Raw genomic sequence first — 22,956 nt, forward strand, 5'->3', positions numbered from 1 at the left:
CAGCCTGGGTTGTCTCCGGGCTGCCTTCCTCGCTAATCAGTCGGTGAAGATCTTACGGGCGGCCCGGGAGCTGGCTAAAATAAAAGCCATATCCAAACCACCAAGAAAACACAGGCGCAAAAACCGCCTTCGGACTACCGAAAGCTTTCAGAACATTCAATTGACATGGCGCGTGTGTTGTCTTCATGCTTTTTACTATAACGCCGGTTTATCGGTTTGCAAACCGTTGCAACGATTTTTCCTACCGGCGGCGGCAAAGTCTGACGGGAAGCCTTTATGAAATCACAGGTTGTCGGTTTACTGTTTGTTGTTCTTTTCAGCTTTGCGTCCCCACTCGCAGCGGCTCCGGAAGCCAGGACCTACGATCTCAATAATCGTCCGGCCCAGGATATAGCGGCACAGTTGCGAGAGCTTTACCCCGGTGACCAACTTGCCATTAGCACAAGCGGGCAGCAGATGATCCTTCGCGGCGAACCGCAGGTTCTCGATGAAGTCGGAATGCTGGTGGACACCATGGATGTTGCGCCTGTTCAGATGCGCATCTCAGTACGCAGCGGTAACTCGGGCAATCTTAATCGTGAAGGCGGCGGCATTACCATCACCAACAGTGATGTGAATATTCAGGCCGAACAGACGGTCACCACCACCCGTCGCAACCGCGAGCAGAACCTCGTGGTACAGGATGGCCAGTCGGCCCATATCAGTTCCGGTCAGGTTCGGACACTCCCTGTCGCCATTCGCGGCGGCCGCAACCCAGCGGCCATTCTGCAACAGGTCGCCATTCGCAGTGGCTTCATCATAACGCCCCAGGTGATTTCAGAACGCCAGATTGAATTGCATGTGATGGCGTTCGACGATGACCCGAAAAATGACATACCCGGCTATGAAACCGAAGCTGTGGTAACCATCCGCAGGGTCGAACCTGGTCAGTGGGTGGAGCTGGGCAGCACAACAACTTCCAGCGCCAGCAGTCGTACCGGCATTACCTACGAGGTGGGCGGCAGCCGCCAACAAAGCCAATCATTTGAGGTACGCGTGGACGTGATGTAAACCGGTTCTGGGCCACTTAAGACGCGCCCTTATTGAGCAGAACTGCCTTAGCTTCATTCACCTTGGCCGCCAGGTAATCGTTACCGCCGCGATCAGGGTGTATTTTCTGCATCAGCCGTCGGTGTGCGGCAACAACCTCCTCCCGGCTGCAGGTCTGACCCACTCCCAGTATTTCGCAGGCCTCCCTGATACTCATCTGCCCCGTCGCCACCGATGTTTGCTGATGACCTGGCCCCCCGGTTTGATGGTTCCCACTCTTGTACTCTCGATAAAGTTTGTTAAGCCATGGCAAATGCCTCAACAGCAGTGGCAATCGCTTTAATAAGGGCAAAAGTGCTGCAACGCCGGCGACTAAAATGTGGACGCGGCCAGTCAGAACCAGAAACACCAGAATAACGCCGAACACCGTGAGCGCCACTTTCCAGGTGGCGGCTTTTCTTCTTTCCGGGGTCAGACCCCCCCATTGTTTCAATATGACAAACATCAGGGCAGCGAGGCCAATGCCGAGAATCCAGTGCATTCACTCATCCTTTTGTAAGGGATATCCGTAACACTTCAGGAATGTCACAGTGACGCTGCTACTATACCGACCTTAATAATTAGCAATGTCTGTCGCACCGTTGCGGGCATCACGGATTTTTTACATCCGGAGGACTATTTTAACGGCCTTTCCTGACAGAGCCGTTACTGCTAATCGGCAATTGCATAGGCAGCTATCTTTCAAGCTATACTCACGAACTTTAAATTAACACATTGACCACGCCCGTAGCGGCGACTTCCCGGTATTTTCGGGCATCGCCCATGAACAAAGGCAATCAGGACCTCGACTCATGCGAATAGCCTCCCGTTTTTTAATCGTCATTCTCTTTCTCGGCGTGGTTCTTGGTGGCATTTTTGGCTACAAGTTCTATCAGTTCGGACAGATGGCGGAGCAGTCTTCCCAGCCCCAGCCGCCAGCCGTAATTTCTGCTGTGAAGGCCAAAGTTGAAGCCTGGCAGCCCGCCGTTAAAGCCGTTGGCAGCATCGTCGCTGTCAATGGCATTCAAGTGGCTAATGAAGTCCCGGGTGTGGTCGAAGAGATTAATTTCGAATCAGGCGACACGGTAAAAAAGGGCGATGTCCTGGTTCGACTGAACAGCGCAATAGATGAAGCCGCCGTCCGTACCCGCAAGGCGGAGGCGCAGTTAGCCGAGCAGGATTTCAAGCGGGTTTCTGATCTGTTGCCACGACGCGCGGTGTCGCAGTCCCAATATGATGAATCCAAGGCAAACTTCGATGCTGCCGAGGCCAGAGTGAATGAAGCTGAGGCCCAGCTCAGCAAAAAGGTCATTCGGGCACCCTTCGATGGCGCCGTGGGCCTGCGCATGGTAGATCAGGGCGAATACCTTGCCACCGGGTCTCCGATTGTCGAGATCAACATGCTTGACCCAATTTACGCGGATTACACCCTGTCGGAGAAGGAGCTTGCCAAAATCGCCACTGGTTACGCAGTTGAAGTGACAGTTGCCGCCGTGCCTGGGGAAAACTTTGCGGGTGAGGTCAGCGCTGTTAACTCTTCTGTCAACCCTGAAACCCGCACCGTTCGGGTACGGGCAACGCTCCAAAACCCTGATAACAAGATCAAGCCAGGCATGTTTGCCAGCGTTCTGACCCGCCAGCCCGAAGATACAGAAGTCGTCTCGGTACCCAGAACAGCTATTTCCTATAACACTTACGGCGATTACGTGTTTGTGGTGGAGAATAACGAAGACGATGAGCTTATCGTCAATCGCAGGACCGTAACCAGTGGCGAGACCCGTGACGGTCGCGTTGCCATTACCAGTGGATTGGAGGCCCAGGAGCAGGTGGTTTCAAAGGGGCTTTTGAGGCTAAGGGCTGGACAGCGCGTTACTATTCAGAAGGACTCCGGCCAGGAGGATACCGGGGCTGATGGGCAGAAAACGGCTGATGCTTCGCTGGAGGCCTCTGACTGATGCGCTTCACCGACACGTTTGTCCAACGGCCAGTACTGGCCACGGTTGTCAGTCTGCTGATTCTACTGCTGGGCGCGCGAGCGGCCATGGAGATGGAAATCCGCCAGTACCCCGAATTGGAAAGTACCACGGTAACGGTGACCACCGCCTACCCGGGCGCGAGTTCGGACCTGGTCAAGGGGTTTATCACGACGCCGCTTCAGCAGGCCATTGCTGAAGCCAGCGGTATTGATTACCTCAGTTCTACGAGCTCCCAGGGCCAGTCCACCATCGAAGCCAAAATGGTGCTTAACTACGACGCCAACGCGGCGCTGGCAGAAATACAGGCCAAAGTTGCCAGCCAGCGTAACGTGTTGCCAGCGGATGCTCAGGACCCGGTTATCACCTCAACCACTGGTGACTCTACCGCTCTGATGTACATTGCGTTTTACAGCTCTGAGCTGCAGGTACCGCAAATCACCGATTACCTCACCCGTGTGGTGCAGCCCAAGCTGCAGGCGCTGTCCGGCGTCGGCAAAGCGGATCTGTTGGGACGTAAATTTGCCCTGCGCGTGTGGCTGGACCCCGAGCGACTTGCGGCCGTGGATATGACGTCGCGGGATGTTGTGAATGTATTACTTGAGAACAATTACCAGGCAGCGGTCGGCAACACCCGCAGCGAGTACGTCAAAATCAGCATGACCAGCGATACCGATGTCGCCGATCCCGAGCAGTTCAAGGATCTTGTGGTCAAGGAATCAAACGGGTCCCTGATTCGGTTAAGCGACATCGCCCGGGTTGAGCTGGGTTCGGAAACCTACGATCAGCTTGCACTTTACAAGGGCCAGCCTGCCACTTACGTTGCTATTGAGCTGTCGCCCGGTGCCAATCCACTGACCGTGGCCAAACTGGTGAAAGATGAGCTGCCGGGTATCGAACGTCAGTTGCCCGCAGGGCTTGATGTCCGTCTCGCCTATGACGCCTCCGATTTCATTGATAACTCTATAAACGAGGTTATCAAGACCCTGCTGGAAGCCATGGTCATCGTGCTGGTGGTGGTTTTCCTCACCCTCGGTTCTATCCGTGCGGCGATTGTCCCCTCCGTTGCAGTACCACTGTCACTGATTGGCGGCGCTTTCGTCATGTTGTTGATGGGCTTTTCCCTGAACCTGCTGACGCTGTTGTCGATGGTGCTGGCAATCGGGTTGGTGGTGGACGACGCCATCATAATGGTGGAAAACGTACACCGCCATATTGAGGCTGGCGAATCCCGGTATGATGCCGCCATCAACGGCGCCCGGGAAATGGCTGTCCCGATCATTGCCATGACCACCACCCTGGTGGCTGTCTACGCTCCGATTGGTTTTATGGGCGGCCTGGTGGGCTCGCTCTTCACCGAGTTCGCTTTCACCCTGGCTGGCACGGTGGTTATTTCCGGCATCGTCGCCCTCACCCTTTCACCGATGCTCTCCGCACTGGTGCTGAAACCACATGGCAATCCGGGGCGTTTTGAGAACCTGGTTGAGCGTTCTTTCACCGGGCTCGCCAACAGTTACAAGCGCGCACTGACTTCAACCATGCAAACCATCTCGGTGGTTATCTTCTTTGCTGTGGTAGTACTGACCTCAATTTACTTCATGGTCGCCATGAGCCAGAACGAACTGGCCCCGACGGAAGATCAGGGCATTCTCTTTTACCAGGGTCTCGGCGCGCAGACCGCGACGCTGGAATACCTGCAGGAGCATGGCGACGAAGTACAGCAGCGCATGGCCGGGATTGAAGGCTACAACGAAGACTTCATGATTCTGGGCATTACCGGCCCCAATGCCGTGTTTGGCGGTTTTAAAATGGCACCCTGGGGTGAAAGGGAGATCAGCCAATTCGAGGTTCAGCCCAAGCTTCAGGAGGAGCTCTCGAAGGTCACAGGGCTCCAGACTGCCGTGTTCCCGCGCCCGTCCCTGCCCGGCTCTGGCGGCGGCCTGCCCTTCCAGTTCGTGCTGACCACCGGGGACGACTACGAGCGCCTGAACGAGGTTGCCAATGAGTTGCAGGGCAAGGCCATGCAAAGCGGTAATTTCATGTTCCTGCAGAAGTCGATCAATTTTGATCGTCCGGTTACCAACGTCAAGGTTGATCGAGACCGGGTCGCAGACCTTGGGCTTTCGATGCAGGACGTAGGCCAGGCGATGTCCAGCATGCTCGGTGGTGGCTATATCAACCGCTTCAACATGCAGGGCCGTTCCTATCAGGTAATCCCCCAGGCCGACCAGCAATTCCGGACCGATGAGCAGGCGTTGAATGAATATTACATCCGGGCGGATAACGGCGAACTAGTCCCCCTGAGCAGCGTGATCAGCTTTGAAAAATCGGTCGAACCGTCCCAGCGTACCCAGTTCAACCAGCTGAATTCGCTTACGCTCGAGGGCGTACCGATGCCAGGCACCACGGCCGGCGATGCCATGGCCTTTATGGAGCAAACCGCGTCGGAAATACTGCCTCAGGGGTTCAGCTACGACTACACCGGGGAAACCCGCCAGTTGGCCAATCAGGGTAGCGCCCTGATGGTGACGTTCTTCCTGTCACTGCTGGTGATCTACCTGGTATTGGCGGCGCAGTTCGAGAGCTGGCGTGACCCGTTCATTATTCTGGTCTCAGTACCCATGTCTGTGGCGGGCGCCATGGCCTTTATCGTGCTCGGGTTTGCCACCATGAATATCTATACCCAGGTGGGACTGATCACGCTGATCGGCGTGGTCTCCAAGAACGGCATCCTGATTGTCGAATTCGCCAATCAGCTTCAGGTCGACCGTGGCCTGAGCAAACGTGAGGCCGTTCTTGAGGCTGCTGCTATCCGGTTACGACCGATCATCATGACGTCGCTGGCACTGATTTTTGCCATGGTACCGCTGTTGATTGCGGTTGGGCCGGGTGCTGAAAGTCGCTTTGCCATTGGCCTGACCATCGCCACCGGTCTCGGTATCGGCACCTTGTTCACGGTGTTTGTTCTGCCCGCGTTCTATATCCTGCTAGGCCGCGACCACAACAGCAGCAAACCCAAAGAGGACGATCAGGCACCGGTGCCCGCACACTAATCCGGAAGGGTCATCAAGCCCGCCAGCCTCACGGTTGTCGGGCTTTTTTGTGCCCCCTCCCCTATACTGGAGCGATGACTATTATGACCCTGCGGACACTTTGCCCGTGACTCTCAGCTCCCTGTTCTGGATATTCGTTGCCGGTTTCCTGGTCTGGTACTGGTGGAAAGCCAAAGCCATAAAGGACTTTGTCCTGACCGCTGCCAAAGCCTACTGCAAAAAAATGGACGTGCTGTTGCTTGATGAGGCGGTTTACCTGCGCGGTCTCTGGGTCAAACGGGACCAACAGGGTAAGCTGCGGGTCTGGCGCCGGTTTATGTTTGATTTTACCTCCACCGGTGAGGAACGCTACCTGGGGCGGATCATCATGCTCGGACGCACCATTGAACACATGGAACTGGAACCCCACCGGTTTAGCGGACCGGAATACTGAGCATTTAATCTTCACCTTCTGTTAGCCCCATCCCCCAAATGGGCGATTCTGTTCAAGCCCGCAATCGCAAATAATCTTCGACGCATTGGAGACAAAGGCTGTCAATCATGGCGGCCGCTCACAAAAACAACAGGAATCAACCATGCGAAAACTCATCACTCTGGCCGTGGTGTTGGGCTGCGTCGTACTCGCCGCACCCACACTCAGCTACGCAAACTACACCAAAACCAAGCATCCGATCGTACTGGTCCACGGCGTTACGGGCTTTAACACGATCGGCGGTCTTATCAACTATTTCCACAATATTCCCTGGAATCTGGAGCGTAGTGGTGCCCGGGTGTACTCTGCCAGCGTCTCATTCGTTAACAGCAGCGAACAGCGCGGGCAACAATTGGCCAATTACATCAACGGCCTCGGCCAGTCGAGGGTCAACATCATGGCCCACAGCCAGGGAGCTCCAACCGCCCGGGTGACTGCGTCGCTGATCCCTCACAAGGTGGCCTCCATCACTTCCATCAATGGTGCCAACAAAGGCTCCAAGGTAGCCGATGTCGCTCGGGGTATAATTCCGCCTGGCAGTTACGTGGAAGGTGGCGCCGGGGCCATCGCCGGAGCTCTGGGTGATCTGGTCAACGCTTTGTCGGGCTCCAATAATCCCCAGGACGGAATTGCCGCTCTCGAAACCCTGACCACCAATGGCACCGCCCAGCTCAACAACGCCCTCGGCTGGAAAGGGATTAATCGCTGGTCCTGCGCGGGGACCAACGAAAATGTCTCGATCAATGGCAACCAGATCAAGTTTTTCTCCTGGACCGGTCGCGCCATCTGGACCAACTGGACCGACATCACCGATCCGTTTCTTGGGGTAACCTCGCTGGCTTTTGGCAATGAACCTAACGATGGCCTGGTTGGCGTTTGCGCAAGCATGATGGGCAAGGTTATTGGCACTCACTATGAGATGAATCATGTGGATGCGATCAATCACCTGTTCGGTGCCCGCTCCTGGTGGACGAACCCGGTGTCGCTCTATCGCAGCCAGGCTAACCGCCTGAAGAATCTGGGCCTGTAGTCCAGGCTGCAAACTCTTGATAACCCAGTTCCCCCCGGCGGACGCACTCTGCACGGGGGTCTGGCGTGAGTCGCTAGTCCTGGAGCTTCCTCAATGTCAAAATCTCCGTATGCTTTTCACCGAAAGTCTTTAATCGTGCTCGCTGGTGCAAGCATCATCGCCGGGGTCGGCGTGTGGTTTTCCAGCCATCACAGTATATCCGCACCCGAGTTTACTGCCTCCAAATCCGAACCACCGCAAACAGAACCTGCTCCGGCGCTGACGGACACCAGTGTAAGTATCCAGAACCCCAGCACCGAACTTCGGGAACCCATACAACCCGGGTCATTCCGCACGCCCGAGAGCCTGGGCGAAACGCCCTTTGCAAACTCACTGGCGGGCACCGACATTGACGGGCAGTTGCACACCGATGCCGCTGGCAACCTGGTGGTAGACCTGCAGACAAAGGACTTCTTCGATTATTTCCTCAACACGGTTGGCGAGGTGGATCCGGAAACGGCTTTGGGGAAAATTGAAAGTCTGGCTCGCAGCAGTTTGCCTGACCCTGCCGCTGATGAGGCGATCGCGTTGCTGGCGCAGTATCTCAATTACAAACAGAAGGTGGTCGCGCTAGGCAACCATCCGCTTGACCCTGCCCGCCAGCAAGATCCGGTCTATCAGCTCTCGATGTTCAAACAGGCTCTTTATGACCTGAAACAGCTTCGCACTGCGTCCTTTGACCCCGATACCCATCAGGCGTTTTTTGGCCTGGAAGAGGCTTATGGCGAATACACCCTTGCCAGTCTGGACCTCCAACAGCGCAACGATCTGTCGGAAGAGGCTCGAGGCACCCTGCAAGCCTGGCATCGGCAACAATTGCCGGAGGTTATCCGGCAGACCGAAACCCGACTGATCGAAGAGGAGGAGGTTCACTCGCGGCGCCAGTCAGTGCTGGCGAAGGCAGCTTCACCAAAGGATGCGGGTGAGCAATTAAGGAAGCTCGGCATGGCGCCGGATCAGGCCGACGACGTGGTTTCGTATCTGAGTGAGCGGAAACAGTTTGAAAGCACCTACGATCAATACCAGACCGAGCTTACCCAATTACAGCAGGCTGGCCTGGCTCCTGATGATTTAGCGACACGGCAGGACGAACTGCTAAAAACGCACTTTGAGGATGGGCAAACCCGCACCTGGGCCAGGCTGAAATCTTTGGAGCAGCCATCGCAATGAACACCCATACAGCGTATCTCCAGCTTTAAACGCTTCTATTTTGCGCCGGTCCTGTCATCGCGTCTTGTGTCCCGTCCGGCTAATTCGTTGACCTACTGCGAATTAGCCAGACGGGGCACTAAGCTCAGATCAGCCCTAGCGCCCGTGCGTGGGCAACACATTCGGTGCGGTTATGTACACCCAGGTGAGTAAAAATAGCCTTCAGGTGAGTTTTTACCGTGTGCTCAGTCAAATCAAGGGCCTGGCAGATACGTTTGTTCGGTAATCCCTCTGCGAGCAGTTTCAGCGCCTCCAGCTGTCGCGGTGTGAGTTGTCCTGGTTCATCCGCAGTAGCACCCAGTGTCGGGTAAAAAAGTCCGCCTTTACTGACACAGCGCACCATCCGGACCAGGGCTTGACGGCCAGAAGACTTTGATAAAAAGCCAACAGCCCCGGCTGCCTTGGCGACGCGTATGGAGAGTGGATCCTCCCGGCTGGAAATAACGACCACCGGAACCGACACACTTGCGTCCGACAGCCTCTGAAACAGCGACAACACGGTTTCGCCACACAACGTCTGATTAAGCAGAATAAGAGAGGTTTCGGGGTTATGTCGCAAGCTGTCCACTGCGTCAGCAATAGAGCCTGCCTTTGCCACCGTGCGCACCAGTTTCTCCTGCTCCAGAGTGCCCGCAAGACCCTCTGAAAAGAACGGGTGATCATCGACAATCAAGACTCTGGACAGGGGCCTATCCGCTTTCCCATGCGAGCAGGTCCTGCCTGCTGAGTGTATATTCATGAGCTCTCCGCGTATGTGCCGTTCTTGTTGTAGCGGTTACAGGCACTATACGCGGACAGACGCACTCCGGACGTCAAACGGTTAACCGATCTGTGACACAGGTCCGCTGTTACCAATCAAGCCAGTGCCGGGCCCCCGACACTGCGGGTTGCAACAGTCTTGTTAGCTGATCCGGAACCGCTGAACCGCAGTGTCGAGACTCTCAGAGAGATGGGTGAGCTGCTCAGCCGCCGCTGAACTCTCGGTGGCCACATCGGCGTTTTCATTCGCCATCTGGGCGATCTGCTCAACATTGGCCGCCACGTCGTTGCTTACGGTTGATTGTTCACGCAGCGCGCTGGAGATAACGTGTACCACTTCAAGCACCTGTTCGGCGCTCTTACGGATATCGTCCATTGACGTACCCGCCTGATTGACCATACCCACACCTCCTTCAACCAGTCCTACCGCGCCTTCCATACCCTTGACCGCGTGCTCTGCGCCTTTCTGCAGGGTTTCGATCATGCGAGCTATTTCATCGGTAGATTTCGACGTACGCTCGGCCAGGCTGCGCACCTCGTCAGCCACCACTGCAAAGCCCCGCCCCTGCTCGCCCGCCCGAGCCGCCTCTATGGCCGCATTGAGGGCCAGCAGGTTAGTCTGGTCGGCAATTTCCCGAATGACATTAATAATGGTGGAGATTTGCTGTGAGTTCTTGCCCAGCTCAGCTATATCTGTGGAAGTGGTCTGAACGGTCTCACTGATCCGGCCCATGCTATCAATAGACTGGTTGATAATGCGGTAACCGTCGGTCGCCAACTGGCCGGACTTCGCGGAGATATTGTTCGCCTCCTCGGCGCTGTTGGAGACATCGGCAATACTGGCGGAAAGTTCTTCCATCGCGGTCGCCATCCGGCTGGCGGCATCACTCTGTTGGCTCGAGCTGCTGGCGGTTTGCGACGACACGGTGGAAATACGGCCAGCGGCCTGGCGCAGCTCGGTTGAGCCCTGGGCAATGGTTCCCAGCATGTCACGAAGATTTTTCTGCATACGCGCCATGGCCTCAATGACAGCACCCACTTCATCCGACGTGTCGTTATTGATAGCGATGGTCAGATCGCCGTCGGCGGTGGCTTCAGCGATCTCGCCCATGTATTCAAGACGGCGGGAGATGTAACGCCCGAGCAAAGTGGCGACAACCAGGGCAATCACAATGGCGGCAATAGCCAGAATAAACTGAAGCTGCGACAGATTGGCCTGATCAGTCTCTGCCCGTTCAGTACGACGCTCAAGCAACGCCTCCTCGGTTTCACGAATTTCCGTCATTATGACGCGGATGCGATCCATACGCTCTTTACCTCGCCCCTCTTCCAGCTCTTCAATAAGTGCCACTGACGGTCGGCGACTGGCGCGATCTTCCCGGCGCTGTTCAATGAAGTAATCAATGGCGTTGGTTTCCCAGTCCCTGATCGCCACTTCCAACTCGCCAAGTCGTTTTTGCTGGGCGGGATTGTCAGCCATCATGTCCTTGAGGTTCCTGATCTCTTCCCGCAACTGGGCTTTGCCGTAAGTCAACGGTTCAAGAAACTCCTCCCGAGCCGATAGCAGGTACCCTCGCTCACCGGTCTCGATGTTACTCAGGGCAAGCCGGACCTCTTCTATAGAGCGCAGTATCTCATAGGTATGGATATTGCGATCATTATTGAAATTCAGCGTTTTTCCTGCAGAATAGCTCAGGGCCACCACCGCCAGGATCATCGCAATCAGAATCAAAAAGCCTCCATACAGCTTGGTTGAGAGCTTGACCGACTTCAGCATACAAATCTCCAGAATACCCACGAGGACGTCGGCAGGGATCTGCCGGGTACCTTATCTAACGGCAGTAGCCAGGGAGACTTGAGTCATTTCCACAACAATTCGCGCTTTACTGTACCCGCCCCAAAAAGTAGAGCGCTTTATCCATAGCTGCGCTGGATTTTAACTGCAATCACACCTTGTCGGGAGAGCCGCTTTTGCCGCATAGTCATGGCTGTTTGACGAACCTCAAAAGGATGACCATGACAACGACTGACCCTCTGCAACCGCCACTCAAGGGCTCTGATCTGTTTGTGAAAGCGCTGGAAAACGAAGGCGTCAAATACATTTTTGCGGTACCCGGAGAGGAGAATCTTGATCTTCTGGAATCTATTCGAAACTCCAGTATCACCCTGGTGCTGAACCGTCACGAACAAGCTGCCGGATTTATGGCTGCCACCTACGGCAGACTGACGGGCCAGGTAGGTGTGTGCCTTTCCACTCTCGGCCCCGGTGCCACCAATCTGGTGACGGCCGCCGCCTATGCGACTCTGGGCGCCATGCCGATGATGATGATCACTGGCCAGAAGCCGATCAAATCGTCCAAGCAGGGCCTGTTCCAGATCATCGACACCGTTGACCTGATGCGGCCCCTGACCAAGTACACCCGGCAGATCAGCAACGCCAACACCATTCCCGCGAAACTACGGGAGGCCTTCCGGCTTGCTACCGAAGAGCGCCCGGGCGCCGTGCATCTGGAATTGCCGGAAGACATCGCCTCCGAGATGGCCGATGGCGACACCCACATTTTTTCCGCAAGCGATGCCCGCCGACCCACCGCCAGCGAAAAAAGCCGGCAACAAGCCTGCGACATGATTCTTGCAGCCCGCCATCCTTTGATCATGATTGGCGCTGGCGCGAACCGTAAGCGGGTCTCCCAGGCCTTGCTGCACCTGGTCGATACTACCGGCATCCCGTTCTTTACCACCCAGATGGGCAAGGGTGTGGTAGATGAGCGCCACCCGGGCTATCTGGGTAACGCCGCGCTGTCGGCCGGAGATTTTGTACACTGTGCAATTGACCATGCCGATCTGGTGATCAACGTGGGCCACGACGTGGTGGAGAAACCACCTTTTTTCATGACCCCTGGTGGAAAACGGGTTATCCATATCAACTTCAGCCCAGCGGATGTCGACCCGGTCTACTTCCCCCAGCATGAGGTAGTAGGCGACATTGCGAACAGTGTCGACTGGCTGGCAGATCATTGCGGCCAGAGCAAACACCACGATTTCAGCAACCTTATGGAGGTAAAAAAAGCAGCCGAGAAGCACCTCGCCGAGCATATTCACGATGACCGCTTCCCCGTTATTCCTCAGCGCATCGTCAACGATGTGCGAGAGGTAATGCCTGATAACGGCATCATTGCCCTGGATAACGGCATGTATAAAATCTGGTTTGCCCGTAATTACAAAGCCTACGACAATAACACCGTGTTGCTGGATAACGCGCTCGCGTCGATGGGGGCGGGGCTACCAAGCGCTATGACCGCTGCGATGCTATATCCGGATCTGAAAGTCATGGCGATCTGCGGTGACGGTGGGTTTATGATGAACAGCCAGGAGTTGGAGACAGCCGTTCGGCTGAATCTTAATCTTGTGATTATGATCATCAACGACAACGCTTACGGCATGATCAAATGGAAACAGGGCCAGGAAGGCTTCACTGATTTCGGTCTGGACTACCAAAACCCGGACTTTGTCAAATACGCCGAGGCTTATGGTGCCACCGGCTACCGGGTAGGCAGCGCCAGCGAGTTGAAGCCGACACTTGAAAAAGCCCTGGCTGCCACTGGTGTTCACCTGATTGAAGTACCTGTCGATTATAGTGAGAACAAGCGGGTATTTAATGAGGAATTGAGCCAGCTAACCTGCGATCTATAAAGGTAAAACTGGCAACATGTTCTATAATCATCAAAAACAATATTGGCATGTCAATTCATTACAGATCATCTGAGTAGGTTAATGACTGGTCGTCTCGTCTGTTCAATTCTCACTGCTTTCCTGCCGTCGGTGGTTTCCTCAGACGATAGGCCCGTTATGCAGATCGTCACTTCGGAGTACCCTCCCTTTGAGTATTCCGAAGGCGGTCGCATCGTGGGCTCTGATACCCACGTAATCCGGCAAGTTGTCGAAGCCATGGGGTATGAGCCTCGCATCGAGTTGCTCCCCTGGATCAGGGCTGAAGCCAAGGCAAGACGTGGCGAAGCCTCCATGGTTTATTCGCTGACTTATTCGGATGCTCGCGCCGCTTTCTACCATTTTACCGACCCAATAAATCAGGTTCAGGACATGTTCTTCGCACGCCAGGAGTCCGACATTGCCTGGCAAACCTTGAGCGATCTGGACGACCTCAAGATCGGAGTTTCGGCATCTTACAGTTACGCTCCGGAATTCATGGAATGGATCGAGCACCATCCGGACAATGTCACCCGGGTCAGCCACGAGCAACCGGAACTGACCAGCCTGAAGATGTTGGTTCACCGCCGGATAGACCTGTTTATCTGCGAGCAGTCAGTCTGCGGGCATTTGCTGAACAAACATGTAGTCGAGGAACCGGAGTTATCCAGGATTTCGGCGATCCCAGGCATCGTTGGCGAGAGTCGCCCTTTCCGCGCGGCCTTCTCGCGCCAGAATCCGGAGGGCCAGGCACTGCGTGATGCCTTCAATCTGGCGCTCCGCGAACTAAAACAATCCTCAGAACACACCTCAGAGTAGCCTTCGGCAATCCCCTATCCGATTTTTTCCTCAATCCGGTTCGGGTTTCCTATACTGACTCAACGTTTCCCGGAATCAGATGGACCCCATGGATATCAGCAACGATCACCGCTTCGCCATCAACCTCAACGTAAGAGGCATTCAGCCTTCCGCCACCCTCCGAATCAACGAGCTCAGCAATCAGTTGCGTGCCGAGGGCCGGGACATTATCAAACTGGGCCTGGGGCAATCGCCTTTTCCAGTGCCAGAGCGCGTTGTTGCCGCGCTCCAGGACAACGCTCACCAGAAAGATTACCTACCCGTCAAAGGCCTGAAAGCGTTGCGGGAATCCATTTCCGGCTATATCAACCGCACGGAGCGCATGCGCTGCACCTGGGAGGATGTGCTGATCGGCCCGGGCTCGAAGGAGCTGCTGTTCATTTTGCAACTGGCCTACTACGGTGACCTGCTAATTCCCAGGCCCAGTTGGGTGTCCTACGCGCCCCAGGCCAGAATTATAGGCCGCTCTGTCCACTGGCTGCCCACCCATGCGGAAAACAACTGGCAGTTGACCGCTGAGGAACTGGACATCATCTGCCGGGATGACCCGTCCCGGCCGCGCATACTGATTCTCAACTACCCGTCCAACCCGACTGGCTGCACTTACACTGACGATCAGCTTCTGGCTATTGCCAACGTGGCGCGAAAGTACAAGCTCATCCTGCTATCGGATGAGATTTACGGCGAGGTCCAGTTTAATGGCAAGCATAAATCCATCGCCCGCTATTACCCGGAAGGCACTATCATCAGCACCGGCATGAGCAAATGGCTGGGCGCAGGTGGCTGGCGGTTAGGCACTTTTATCTTCCCGAAGGAGCTGCGCCCGCTTCAGGATGCGATGGCTATTATTGCCAGTGAGACCTACACGGCCACCAGCGCGCCGATCCAGTATGCCGCCATCACTGCGTTCAATGGCGGGGACGATATTGACCATTACCTGCAGCAGTCCCGACGGGTGCTGAAGGTCATTGGAGAGTATATACACCGTCGCCTGACTGATATGAACGTGAAAGTGCAGAAACCGGAAGGCGCATTTTATCTGTTCCCCGATTTCTCCGCTTACAAAGAGGCGTTTGATCACCACGACATCAAAACCAGCGCCGCCTTCTGTCAGGAACTGCTTGAGCAAACCGGCATTGCCATTCTGCCAGCCAGTGATTTTGGCTTCGTGCCTGACCAGTTAAGTGCGCGACTGGCATTTGTCGATTTCGACGGCACCGCGGCGCTGGCACTGGCCGACAGTGATTTTGCCAGCCAGGAACTGGATGACAGTTTCATCGACCAGGCTGGTCCCAGACTGAAACTGGCAATGGACAAGCTTGAAGACTGGCTAAAAAATCTCTGACAGCTGCATCGACTGTCTTCCTCTGATTTACCGTACCGGCAGCCTCGGCTGCTGGCAGCACTTCTTTATGACAGGAGTTTCCTGTGCAGACTATTGCCGACTTTGCTGAACAACTCGCCCGGGAAGCTGGCGATCTGATTCGCCATGAACGGGAAAACAACCCGCTCAGAACCGATTACAAAGATCAGACCGAACTGGTCACCCACGCCGACCTGATGGCTGACAAGCTGATTACCGAAGCCATCCGTGCCCGCTTCCCGGATCATCGTATCCTGTCGGAAGAATCACGCCCGGACAAAAGCCAGGCCGCGGATCTGAATAGCCCGCTGTGGATTATCGACCCCATCGACGGCACCGTGAACTATGCCTACGGGCACCCCCAGGTGGCTATTTCCATTGCTTACGCCGAGCGTGGTCACGTACAGGTAGGCATTGTTCACGCACCTTTCGCCGGGGAAACCTTTCGGGCCGTGCGCTGCGGTAGTGCCACTTTGAACGGCGAACCAATCCAGCATAGCGGCGCTTCAGTTCCCCGCGATTCCCTGTTTGCAACGGGTTTTCCGTATACCAAAGACGCTCTGGCGCCGCTGCTGAAGCGACTGGATGTGATGATCCACCATTGCCGAGACTTGCGTCGCGTGGGGTCTGCAGCGCTCGATATCTGCTGGGTCGCCTGTGGCCGACTTGATGCCTACTACGAATCTGTCAGCCCGTGGGATTTTGCTGCCGGGCGGCTGATTGCCCTGGAAGCTGGGGCCTGCGCGGGGCACTTTACGGATGTGCCAGAAGGCTATCCGGAAGATTTGTGGGGGCAGGATTTGCTGATCACTGCCCCGGGAATTTATGACTCACTTCGGGTTTTGTTGAATGGGGCCAGTTGAATGGCCGGGGGCTCCCTCATTAGGGCATAGTAACTACTACAGCAAAGGCAACGACTACAGCAAAGGCAACTACCGAGGAATGACTGAAAGTTGGGGAGTTGGGCGCTGTTGGGAAGGCTTTTCCCAGAGACGCTCCGAGTACGTCCCTGTAGCTTGTTTCCGGCCATCCCTGGCCTCCAACACTCTGGGAAAAGCCTTCCCAACAGCACCTCTTGAACCACTTTGTTGCCTGTGGGCAGCACAGCTTTACTGACTGATCATTAACGAAAAATGGAACTGGATCAGTGTATGAGCTTTACCCAGGCGAGAAAATAGCCTGACAGGCGTCGGGCAGAGGTCGCTTCCGGGACTGTTGGAGGCCAGGGATGGCCGGAAACAAGCTTACAGGGATGTACTTGCAGCGTCTCCCGGAAGCGACCTCTGGCTGGCGCCTACCTCAATTTTGAAGCATTTAGCCATAAGGTGGCAGCACCCTTAAAAAGCAGCAGGTAAATCCTCCGCCACCCAAAGTCCAGCCGCCAATAACCTCCAGTTGTGATCAAATTCAGCGGAAGGATGCCGCTCAAATGACGATCGTACAAAACGCTGAAGGCGCCCTTCGATAAAAATCATCATCCAGTCAGCGCTGTGACCTGCACTGACGAGTGGGCGCAAGCCCTGGCGGATATCGCCCTCTTTCAGAATCTGCCGCACCTGGGTTTCGAGGCGGTCGAAAAACTGCGAGACACGGCGCTGCAAGCCTTCGTCTTCACCGATCAGCGCGCCGCCGGTCAGCACCCGGCAGAGCCCGGGATTGCGCTCTGCAAACACCAGCACCAGATGCGCCAGTTGCTGCAGCCGAACCCGTGCGTCCTCATGTTCCTGCAGGATAAGCTGACAGCGTGAAAATACAGCCTCCTCGGCAAATTCGATCAGGCCTTCGAACATTTTTCGTTTGCTGGGAAAGTGTCGGTAAAGTGCGGCTTCAGTTACACCGACCCGCTTTGCCAGACCCGCGGTGGTAATCCGCGCCCCCGGTTCACTTTCCAGTAAACCAGCCAGAGCCTGAAGAATCAGCTCACGACGACTGGGTTCGGATTGTTTCATAGTCAGAATGCCGAAGAGTGAATGTTTAGGTCAGAAGAACATACCGTCGACCGGCGATGATGCGCTTGCATACAGTTTCTTTGGCATGCGTCCGGACAGGTAAGCCTCGCGACCTGATTCAATGGCCAGGCGCATGGCGTTGGCCATCCGCACCGGGTTTCTCGCTTGTGCTATTGCCGTATTCATCAGCACGCCGTCACAGCCCAGTTCCATTGCAATGGTTGCGTCGGAGGCAGTGCCCACCCCGGCATCCACCAGAACCGGTACGTTTGCGTTCTCAACGATCAACCGGATGTTGTAACGGTTCTGAATGCCCAAACCGGAGCCAATGGGAGCGCCCAGTGGCATGATGGCGATGCAGCCCATGTCTTCCAGCCGTTTCGCCAACAATGGATCATCGGAACAATAGACCATCACCTGGAAGCCGTCCCGCACCAGCTCTTCGGTGGCCACCAGAGTCTCGGTCATGTTTGGATACAGGGTCTTTTCCTCACCAAGCACTTCCAGTTTTACCAGGTTATGGCCATCCAGCAACTCCCGGGCAAGCCGACAGGTTCGGACTGCGTCCTTGGCGGTGTAGCAGCCAGCGGTGTTGGGCAACATGGTGTACCGGTCAGGTGAAACCACGTCCAGCAGGTTCGGCTCATCCGGGTTCTGCCCAAGATTGGTTCTGCGTACCGCAAAGGTAACGATTTCCGCTTTGCTGGCCTCGATTGCCCGGCCGGTTTCTTCCATGTCACGATACTTACCGGTTCCGACCAGCAAGCGTGAGTTATAGACGCGCCCCGCAATTTCGAGCGGTTTGTCTTCGGGTAAGCGCGGTTCGGATGGTTCGCTCATTCAACACCTGTTTTGATCAAAATAAATGGAAAGTCTGGTATTAGGGAGCCTGGGCCGGGGCTAACCGCCGCCAATCGCGTGGACAATTTCGACGCGATCCCCGGCACTTAGCTGGAAATCCGGGTGCTGGCTACGGGGAACGATATCTTCGTTAACTTCCACCGCAAGACGCCGCCCCGTCACCGACAATTGCGTCAGCAATACTGAAATCGTGGCATTATCAGAGACTTCGGTAGCCTCACCGTTTACCTGAATCTGTATCATTATATTGACTCCTGACCGTTTCCTTGCCGTAGCCCGGCAATCACTATCAATACCCAGCCCACCATAAAACAAACGCCGCCTACAGGAGTGACCGGGCCGACCCAGCGCCAATCTGTCAGCACCAGAAGATAGAGACTGCCACTGAACATCAGCACTCCAGCCATGAGAAAACCCGCGGCCAGCGCCAACAGACGTCGGGACACGTTCAAGGCACCAAGTATGGCGATCAGAATCAACCCGAGGCCATGAATCATCTGGTACTGCACACCGGTCTGGAAAACTTCCAGGCTACGTTCAGCGACCATGCCCCGCAGGGCATGTGCACCGAAAGCACCGCCCATAACGGCGGTCAGAATCAGTAGCGCACCGAGCATCAGGGGTATTCGTAATACACTGCCGGAGCTAACAGTCACAGTGGGTTTTCTCGCCGGTATCCAGGTTCATGACTGTGAGTGCACCACCCCATACGCAGCCGGTATCAAGACCGATGAACTGGTCATCCGGTGTATTCCCTTCCAGCGCTGCCCAATGGCCAAAAATCACCCGGATTTTATCCGGCCGAGGGAAATTGAACCAGGGCGAGTAACCTGCCGGGCTTTCACCGGCAGACTCTTTGGTGGCCAGTTCCAGAGTGCCATCGGCGGCTATAAATCGCATACGAGTGAAGTAGTTGGTAGCCGCGCGCCACCGGTCCATACCCGTCAGGTTTTCCCGCCAGCGGGCCGGCTCGTTACCATACATGTGGGTAAAATATTCGGCTGCCTCAGGACCACGGATGACACCTGCCAACTCCTTCGCATACCCCAGGGCCTGCTCCACCGACCAGATGTGTGGCAAACCGGCGTGGGCCATCAGGAAGTTACGGTCCGGATCGTAAACACACAGTTGCTGTTGTCTCAGCCACTCGATTAACCGGTCATGGTCCGGCGCCTGCAAAATGTCATCGAGAGTGTCCTTGCCACGGGTTTTGTGACCACCCAGGGCGACCGCCAGCAAGTGCAGATCATGGTTGCCAAGCACCACTTCCGCCGATGCTTGCAGGCGTTCAATATAACGCAGGGTGGCCAGCGAAGACGGCCCCCGATTGATAATATCTCCGGCCACCCAGAGTCGATCCCGGGAGGGCGAGAAACCGATGATGGCAAGCACCTCCAGCAGCCGGTCGTAACAGCCCTGGATATCGCCGATGGCATAATCAGTCATTGTCAGCTCCGTCTGAAAGCTGCTTGTCGCCATAGTCGGTATCGGTAAGGAAATCCGCTATGGCAACATAATGTTCAAGGGTCAGATTTTCCGGCCGAAGGCCGTCATCTATGCCCAGGCCATTGAGTCGCTCAACGGTGATGAGGCTACCCAACGCCTTTCGAAGCGTTTTGCGGCGGGCATTGAAGGCCGTACGTACAACCCCTTGCAGGGTTTTGAGGTCCTTTGCCGGGTGAGGCAAGGTGCGATGGGGCACCAGTCTCACGATGGCGGAATCCACCTTTGGTGAGGGCCGGAAAGCGCCAGGGCCGACCTCGAACAACGGCTGCACTTTGCAGAAATACTGCGCCATAATACCGAGACGACCGTAATTGTTGTCCCCGGAAACCGCCGCCAACCGCTGCACCACTTCTTTCTGCAGCATGAAGTGCATGTCCTGCACCACATCAGACTGGCCCAGCAGATGAAAGATCAGCGGTGTTGAGATGTTGTAGGGCAAATTCCCCACTATGCGCAGGGGTTTGTCCCTCACCAGCTGACCGAAATCAAATTTGAGTGCGTCCCCTTCGTGAATTTCAAACCCCGGATAATTAAAAAACTTGGTGCGCAGGATCGGGATCAAATCCCGGTCCAACTCCACCACCTGAAGGTTCGGGTTCACCGCCAGGATCTCTTCCGTCAGTGCACCCAGCCCCGGGCCGATTTCGACCATAGTGTCGTCCGGCTTCGGGCCAATCGAGCGGACAATCTGCTCAATCACCCCGGCGTCATGGAGGAAATTCTGACCAAAACGTTTACGGGCCTGATGCCCGGGTTTATTGCGGCTCACGTTTGAGCTCCCTGTTTGCTGGCAGCCATTTGGGTAGCCACCTGGATGGCAACATGCAAACTACCCACATCAGCCTTACCGGTACCCGCCAGATCCAGGGCGGTACCATGGTCCACGGAGGTACGCACGATAGGCAGGCCCAGTGTGATGTTAACCGCGCGCCCGAAACCCTGGTACTTCAGTACCGGCAGGCCCTGGTCATGGTACATCGCGAGTACGGCATCTGCGCTGTCGAGCCAGTGGGGAGTGAACAAGGTGTCGGCCGGTAACGGGCCGATCAGTTGAATACTTTCCCGACGCAAGGCATCCAGGGTCGGCTCGATTACGTCAATTTCTTCGCGGCCCAGATGACCACCCTCACCGGCGTGTGGGTTGAGCCCAGCAACCAGGATACGGGGGTGATCGAGGCCGAAAAACCGCCGCAGATCGTGATGCAGTATGCGTACCACTTGGGTCAGACGCTCGGGCGTGATCGCAGCGGCCACCTCCTTCAAAGGCAGATGCGTGGTCACCAGAGCCACCCGCAGTGACTCCGTCGCAAGCATCATTACCACCCGTTCAACCTGGCACATGTCCTGTAGGAACTCGGTGTGCCCGCTGAAAGGGATACCGGCTTCGTTGATAACACCTTTATGAACAGGAGCGGTCACCATGCCGTCGAAGGTGCCTTCAAGGCAGCCACGGGTAGCGACTTCCAGTGTCTTGAGCACATACGCGCTGTTGTGGCGGTCGAGAATACCGGCTTGATCCGAGACCAGGCCCTCAACCGGTAACACCGAAATCCGGCCCGCTGCGGTTTCCGCTGCCATACCCGCCTGCCAGGGCACTAATGTTACTGCCAGGCCCACCATTTCGGCCCGTGAGGCCATCAGATCCATATCCGCAATCACCACCAGCCCTGCCGTGCGCTTTTCCAGCGCAATGGCCAGGCATAGCTCTGGCCCAATTCCGGCAGGCTCGCCAGGGGTCAGCGCCAGGATGACAGAATCACTCATGAATTCTCGTTCGCATCGGCTTCGGAAGCGGTATCGTTCTTGATATCAACATAGGCTTCATCGCGGATTTCCCGCAACCAGTTCTGTAGCTCCACATCAAACTTGCGGCGGTAAAGCGCTTGCCGGGCTTCAGCTTCCTTGATCTGCCCACCCATATCCTTCTGGCGGCGCTCCTGTACTTCCAGCAGATGCCAGCCAAAGCGTGAGCGGACCGGCCCCGTTAACTCACCCACGGTGGCAGTCTCTATTGCCTGTTCGAAAGCGGGCACCATTTCGCCGCGGCTCACCCAACCCAGGTTGCCGCCATCAGAGCCGGAAACCGGATCATCAGAAAACTCCTTGGCCAGGACGGCAAAATCTTCTCCGCTTCGCAATCGATCCGCCAATTCATTGATACGTTGTTCAGCGTCCGCGTCAGATACTGTCTCGGTCGGGCGAACCAGAATATGACGAACTTTCGCCTGCTCAACAAATTGCTGGTCACCGCCACGGGTGTCCAGCACTGTAACGATATGGAACCCGCTACCGCTCTCAAGAACTTCCGAGGGCTCACCAAGGTCCAGCGCCGGGGCCACATCAGAGACCAGCGAAGGCAACTGGTTCTCAGGCCGCCAACCCATTACGCCGCCTTCCAGGGCGTTACTGGCATCCGATTCAGCCACTGCCACTTCCCGGAAGTCGGTGCCGCTACGAATTCGTTCCAACAGACTATTGGCCTTTTCCCGAGCGGCCTCTACTCCGGCCGGGTCATTGAAATCATCGACGGCTACGAGTATGTGGGCCAACTGGTATTCAACGCCGCTGTCGCCGCCTGCGGCAGAGGCTGAGAGGAAATTATCGACCTCACGACCGGTTACCCGAACCCGGTTGTCCACGTTGCGTTGCTGTACCCGGCTTAACAACATTTCGCGACGGATCTGTTCGCGAGCTTCGCGGTAGCTCAGACCTTCTTGCGCCAACTGTTGCTCGAACTGCTGCAAGGTCATGTTATTGCGGGCTGCAATATTCTGCATGGCGTCATTGAGCTCGTTGTCGCTGACGCGCATACCCATTTTCTCTGCCATCTGCAGTTGTATAGAGTCGGTAATCAGCTGCTCCAGGACCCGCTCTTCCAGGGCTTCCATGGGGGGCAGGCGTGTACCCTGGGTGTTGAGCCGGGACACGATGGTGCGAACGCGGGCATCAAGCTCTGATTGCAAAATGACATCGTCATCGACAATCGCAATGACGCTATCAAGCGGCTGACGTTCAGCCAGGGCCAGGGGCGCACTGACTAACGCCAGCATTAACAAAACGGCTTGTGCGCATTGGCGCAGGGTCGCCTTCATAATCACCTCAGTTGTT

Annotated in this window: 21 protein-coding genes; 10 read left to right on the forward strand and 11 right to left on the reverse strand. The window is 55.9% G+C overall.

Annotated features, from left to right (window positions below; all coding sequences use genetic code 11):
- Window positions 1-276: 276 nt before the first annotated feature.
- Window positions 277-1,050: a secretin gene (locus tag WEB64_RS08870; protein WP_368060254.1), complete on the forward strand. Its 774-nt coding sequence runs from the start codon at window positions 277-279 to the stop codon at window positions 1,048-1,050.
- A gap of 16 nt (window positions 1,051-1,066) precedes the next feature.
- On the opposite strand, the gene WEB64_RS08875 is transcribed toward WEB64_RS08870, so the two are convergent.
- The gene (locus tag WEB64_RS08875) at window positions 1,067-1,570 is read right to left on the reverse strand and encodes a DnaJ domain-containing protein (protein ID WP_368060252.1); all 504 of its coding nucleotides are present in this window, start codon (window positions 1,568-1,570) and stop codon (window positions 1,067-1,069) included.
- Between the two features lie 310 nt (window positions 1,571-1,880).
- Between WEB64_RS08875 and WEB64_RS08880 the strand changes: the two genes are divergently transcribed.
- The 5 genes from WEB64_RS08880 to WEB64_RS08900 all read left to right on the forward strand — a co-directional run bounded on the left by WEB64_RS08880 (window position 1,881) and on the right by WEB64_RS08900 (window position 8,805).
- On the forward strand, window positions 1,881-3,023 hold the full coding sequence (locus tag WEB64_RS08880; protein WP_368060250.1) for an efflux RND transporter periplasmic adaptor subunit: 1,143 nt from the start codon (window positions 1,881-1,883) through the stop codon (window positions 3,021-3,023).
- On the forward strand, window positions 3,023-6,094 hold the full coding sequence (locus WEB64_RS08885; RefSeq protein ID WP_368060248.1) for an efflux RND transporter permease subunit: 3,072 nt from the start codon (window positions 3,023-3,025) through the stop codon (window positions 6,092-6,094). The genes WEB64_RS08880 and WEB64_RS08885 overlap by 1 nt, the downstream gene beginning before the upstream one ends.
- 106 nt (window positions 6,095-6,200) lie before the next feature.
- Window positions 6,201-6,527, forward strand: a complete 327-nt coding sequence (locus tag WEB64_RS08890) for a DUF3301 domain-containing protein (protein ID WP_368060823.1) — start codon at window positions 6,201-6,203, stop codon at window positions 6,525-6,527.
- A 142-nt stretch (window positions 6,528-6,669) separates the two neighbouring features.
- Window positions 6,670-7,596: an esterase/lipase family protein gene (locus WEB64_RS08895; RefSeq protein WP_368060246.1), complete on the forward strand. Its 927-nt coding sequence runs from the start codon at window positions 6,670-6,672 to the stop codon at window positions 7,594-7,596.
- A 93-nt stretch (window positions 7,597-7,689) separates the two neighbouring features.
- Window positions 7,690-8,805 (forward strand): lipase secretion chaperone, encoded by a 1,116-nt coding sequence (locus WEB64_RS08900; protein ID WP_368060244.1) that lies wholly within the window; start codon window positions 7,690-7,692, stop codon window positions 8,803-8,805.
- 124 nt (window positions 8,806-8,929) lie between these two features.
- Here WEB64_RS08900 and WEB64_RS08905 read toward each other — a convergent pair whose 3' ends face one another.
- Both WEB64_RS08905 and WEB64_RS08910 read right to left on the reverse strand, forming a co-directional pair.
- A complete protein-coding gene (locus tag WEB64_RS08905) occupies window positions 8,930-9,583 on the reverse strand; it encodes a response regulator transcription factor (protein ID WP_368060242.1) in 654 nt (217 codons plus the stop codon).
- Between the two features lie 162 nt (window positions 9,584-9,745).
- Window positions 9,746-11,380, reverse strand: coding sequence for a methyl-accepting chemotaxis protein (locus WEB64_RS08910; RefSeq protein WP_368060240.1), 1,635 nt, complete (start codon window positions 11,378-11,380; stop codon window positions 9,746-9,748).
- A 239-nt stretch (window positions 11,381-11,619) separates the two neighbouring features.
- Between WEB64_RS08910 and WEB64_RS08915 the strand changes: the two genes are divergently transcribed.
- The 4 genes from WEB64_RS08915 to WEB64_RS08930 all read left to right on the forward strand — a co-directional run bounded on the left by WEB64_RS08915 (window position 11,620) and on the right by WEB64_RS08930 (window position 16,395).
- A complete protein-coding gene (locus WEB64_RS08915) occupies window positions 11,620-13,296 on the forward strand; it encodes an acetolactate synthase large subunit (RefSeq protein WP_368060238.1) in 1,677 nt (558 codons plus the stop codon).
- Window positions 13,297-13,377: 81 nt separating this feature from the next.
- Complete coding sequence (locus tag WEB64_RS08920; RefSeq protein ID WP_368065557.1) at window positions 13,378-14,130, forward strand: substrate-binding periplasmic protein; 753 nt, start codon at window positions 13,378-13,380, stop codon at window positions 14,128-14,130.
- Between the two features lie 88 nt (window positions 14,131-14,218).
- Window positions 14,219-15,514 carry a pyridoxal phosphate-dependent aminotransferase gene (locus WEB64_RS08925; RefSeq protein ID WP_368060234.1) on the forward strand — a complete coding sequence of 432 codons (1,296 nt, stop codon included), beginning with the start codon at window positions 14,219-14,221 and terminating at the stop codon, window positions 15,512-15,514.
- An 83-nt stretch (window positions 15,515-15,597) separates the two neighbouring features.
- Complete coding sequence (locus WEB64_RS08930; protein ID WP_368060232.1) at window positions 15,598-16,395, forward strand: inositol monophosphatase; 798 nt, start codon at window positions 15,598-15,600, stop codon at window positions 16,393-16,395.
- Between the two features lie 474 nt (window positions 16,396-16,869).
- Here WEB64_RS08930 and slmA read toward each other — a convergent pair whose 3' ends face one another.
- Genes slmA through WEB64_RS08970 form a run of 8 tightly spaced genes read right to left on the reverse strand, consistent with a single transcriptional unit; the run spans window position 16,870 to window position 22,940 of the window.
- On the reverse strand, window positions 16,870-17,481 hold the full coding sequence (gene slmA, locus WEB64_RS08935) for a nucleoid occlusion factor SlmA (RefSeq protein WP_368060230.1): 612 nt from the start codon (window positions 17,479-17,481) through the stop codon (window positions 16,870-16,872).
- Between the two features lie 30 nt (window positions 17,482-17,511).
- On the reverse strand, window positions 17,512-18,321 hold the full coding sequence (locus WEB64_RS08940; RefSeq protein ID WP_368060228.1) for a thiazole synthase: 810 nt from the start codon (window positions 18,319-18,321) through the stop codon (window positions 17,512-17,514).
- Window positions 18,322-18,381: 60 nt separating this feature from the next.
- On the reverse strand, window positions 18,382-18,582 hold the full coding sequence (thiS, locus tag WEB64_RS08945) for a sulfur carrier protein ThiS (RefSeq protein WP_368060822.1): 201 nt from the start codon (window positions 18,580-18,582) through the stop codon (window positions 18,382-18,384).
- A 2-nt stretch (window positions 18,583-18,584) separates the two neighbouring features.
- The gene (locus WEB64_RS08950) at window positions 18,585-18,959 is read right to left on the reverse strand and encodes a DUF423 domain-containing protein (protein WP_368060821.1); all 375 of its coding nucleotides are present in this window, start codon (window positions 18,957-18,959) and stop codon (window positions 18,585-18,587) included.
- 28 nt (window positions 18,960-18,987) lie between these two features.
- Window positions 18,988-19,788, reverse strand: a complete 801-nt coding sequence (locus WEB64_RS08955) for a symmetrical bis(5'-nucleosyl)-tetraphosphatase (protein ID WP_368060226.1) — start codon at window positions 19,786-19,788, stop codon at window positions 18,988-18,990.
- Complete coding sequence (gene rsmA, locus WEB64_RS08960; protein ID WP_368060224.1) at window positions 19,781-20,617, reverse strand: 16S rRNA (adenine(1518)-N(6)/adenine(1519)-N(6))-dimethyltransferase RsmA; 837 nt, start codon at window positions 20,615-20,617, stop codon at window positions 19,781-19,783. Before rsmA ends, WEB64_RS08955 begins: the two co-directional genes overlap by 8 nt.
- A complete protein-coding gene (pdxA, locus tag WEB64_RS08965; RefSeq protein ID WP_368060222.1) occupies window positions 20,614-21,612 on the reverse strand; it encodes a 4-hydroxythreonine-4-phosphate dehydrogenase PdxA in 999 nt (332 codons plus the stop codon). Before pdxA ends, rsmA begins: the two co-directional genes overlap by 4 nt.
- Window positions 21,609-22,940 (reverse strand): peptidylprolyl isomerase, encoded by a 1,332-nt coding sequence (locus tag WEB64_RS08970; RefSeq protein WP_368060220.1) that lies wholly within the window; start codon window positions 22,938-22,940, stop codon window positions 21,609-21,611. The genes pdxA and WEB64_RS08970 overlap by 4 nt, the downstream gene beginning before the upstream one ends.
- Window positions 22,941-22,956: the final 16 nt, after the last annotated feature.

Source organism: Marinobacter sp., assembly GCF_040882185.1.
Taxonomy (GTDB): domain Bacteria; phylum Pseudomonadota; class Gammaproteobacteria; order Pseudomonadales; family Oleiphilaceae; genus Marinobacter.

What these genes read in the sequence shown, in the direction of transcription:
- WEB64_RS08900 (WP_368060244.1), top strand. Translation starts at nt 7,690, where the DNA reads ATGTCAAAATCTCCGTATGCTTTTCACCGAAAGTCTTTAATCGTGCTC.
- WEB64_RS08910 (WP_368060240.1), bottom strand. Translation starts at nt 11,380, where the DNA reads ATGCTGAAGTCGGTCAAGCTCTCAACCAAGCTGTATGGAGGCTTTTTG.
- WEB64_RS08940 (WP_368060228.1), bottom strand. Translation starts at nt 18,321, where the DNA reads ATGAGCGAACCATCCGAACCGCGCTTACCCGAAGACAAACCGCTCGAA.
- WEB64_RS08925 (WP_368060234.1), top strand. Translation starts at nt 14,219, where the DNA reads ATGGATATCAGCAACGATCACCGCTTCGCCATCAACCTCAACGTAAGA.
- WEB64_RS08970 (WP_368060220.1), bottom strand. Translation starts at nt 22,940, where the DNA reads ATGAAGGCGACCCTGCGCCAATGCGCACAAGCCGTTTTGTTAATGCTG.
- WEB64_RS08880 (WP_368060250.1), top strand. Translation starts at nt 1,881, where the DNA reads ATGCGAATAGCCTCCCGTTTTTTAATCGTCATTCTCTTTCTCGGCGTG.
- pdxA (WP_368060222.1), bottom strand. Translation starts at nt 21,612, where the DNA reads ATGAGTGATTCTGTCATCCTGGCGCTGACCCCTGGCGAGCCTGCCGGA.
- WEB64_RS08895 (WP_368060246.1), top strand. Translation starts at nt 6,670, where the DNA reads ATGCGAAAACTCATCACTCTGGCCGTGGTGTTGGGCTGCGTCGTACTC.
- WEB64_RS08905 (WP_368060242.1), bottom strand. Translation starts at nt 9,583, where the DNA reads ATGAATATACACTCAGCAGGCAGGACCTGCTCGCATGGGAAAGCGGAT.
- WEB64_RS08885 (WP_368060248.1), top strand. Translation starts at nt 3,023, where the DNA reads ATGCGCTTCACCGACACGTTTGTCCAACGGCCAGTACTGGCCACGGTT.
- WEB64_RS08955 (WP_368060226.1), bottom strand. Translation starts at nt 19,788, where the DNA reads ATGACTGATTATGCCATCGGCGATATCCAGGGCTGTTACGACCGGCTG.
- slmA (WP_368060230.1), bottom strand. Translation starts at nt 17,481, where the DNA reads ATGAAACAATCCGAACCCAGTCGTCGTGAGCTGATTCTTCAGGCTCTG.
- WEB64_RS08875 (WP_368060252.1), bottom strand. Translation starts at nt 1,570, where the DNA reads ATGCACTGGATTCTCGGCATTGGCCTCGCTGCCCTGATGTTTGTCATA.
- WEB64_RS08920 (WP_368065557.1), top strand. Translation starts at nt 13,378, where the DNA reads ATGACTGGTCGTCTCGTCTGTTCAATTCTCACTGCTTTCCTGCCGTCG.
- WEB64_RS08870 (WP_368060254.1), top strand. Translation starts at nt 277, where the DNA reads ATGAAATCACAGGTTGTCGGTTTACTGTTTGTTGTTCTTTTCAGCTTT.
- WEB64_RS08950 (WP_368060821.1), bottom strand. Translation starts at nt 18,959, where the DNA reads ATGCTCGGTGCGCTACTGATTCTGACCGCCGTTATGGGCGGTGCTTTC.
- WEB64_RS08915 (WP_368060238.1), top strand. Translation starts at nt 11,620, where the DNA reads ATGACAACGACTGACCCTCTGCAACCGCCACTCAAGGGCTCTGATCTG.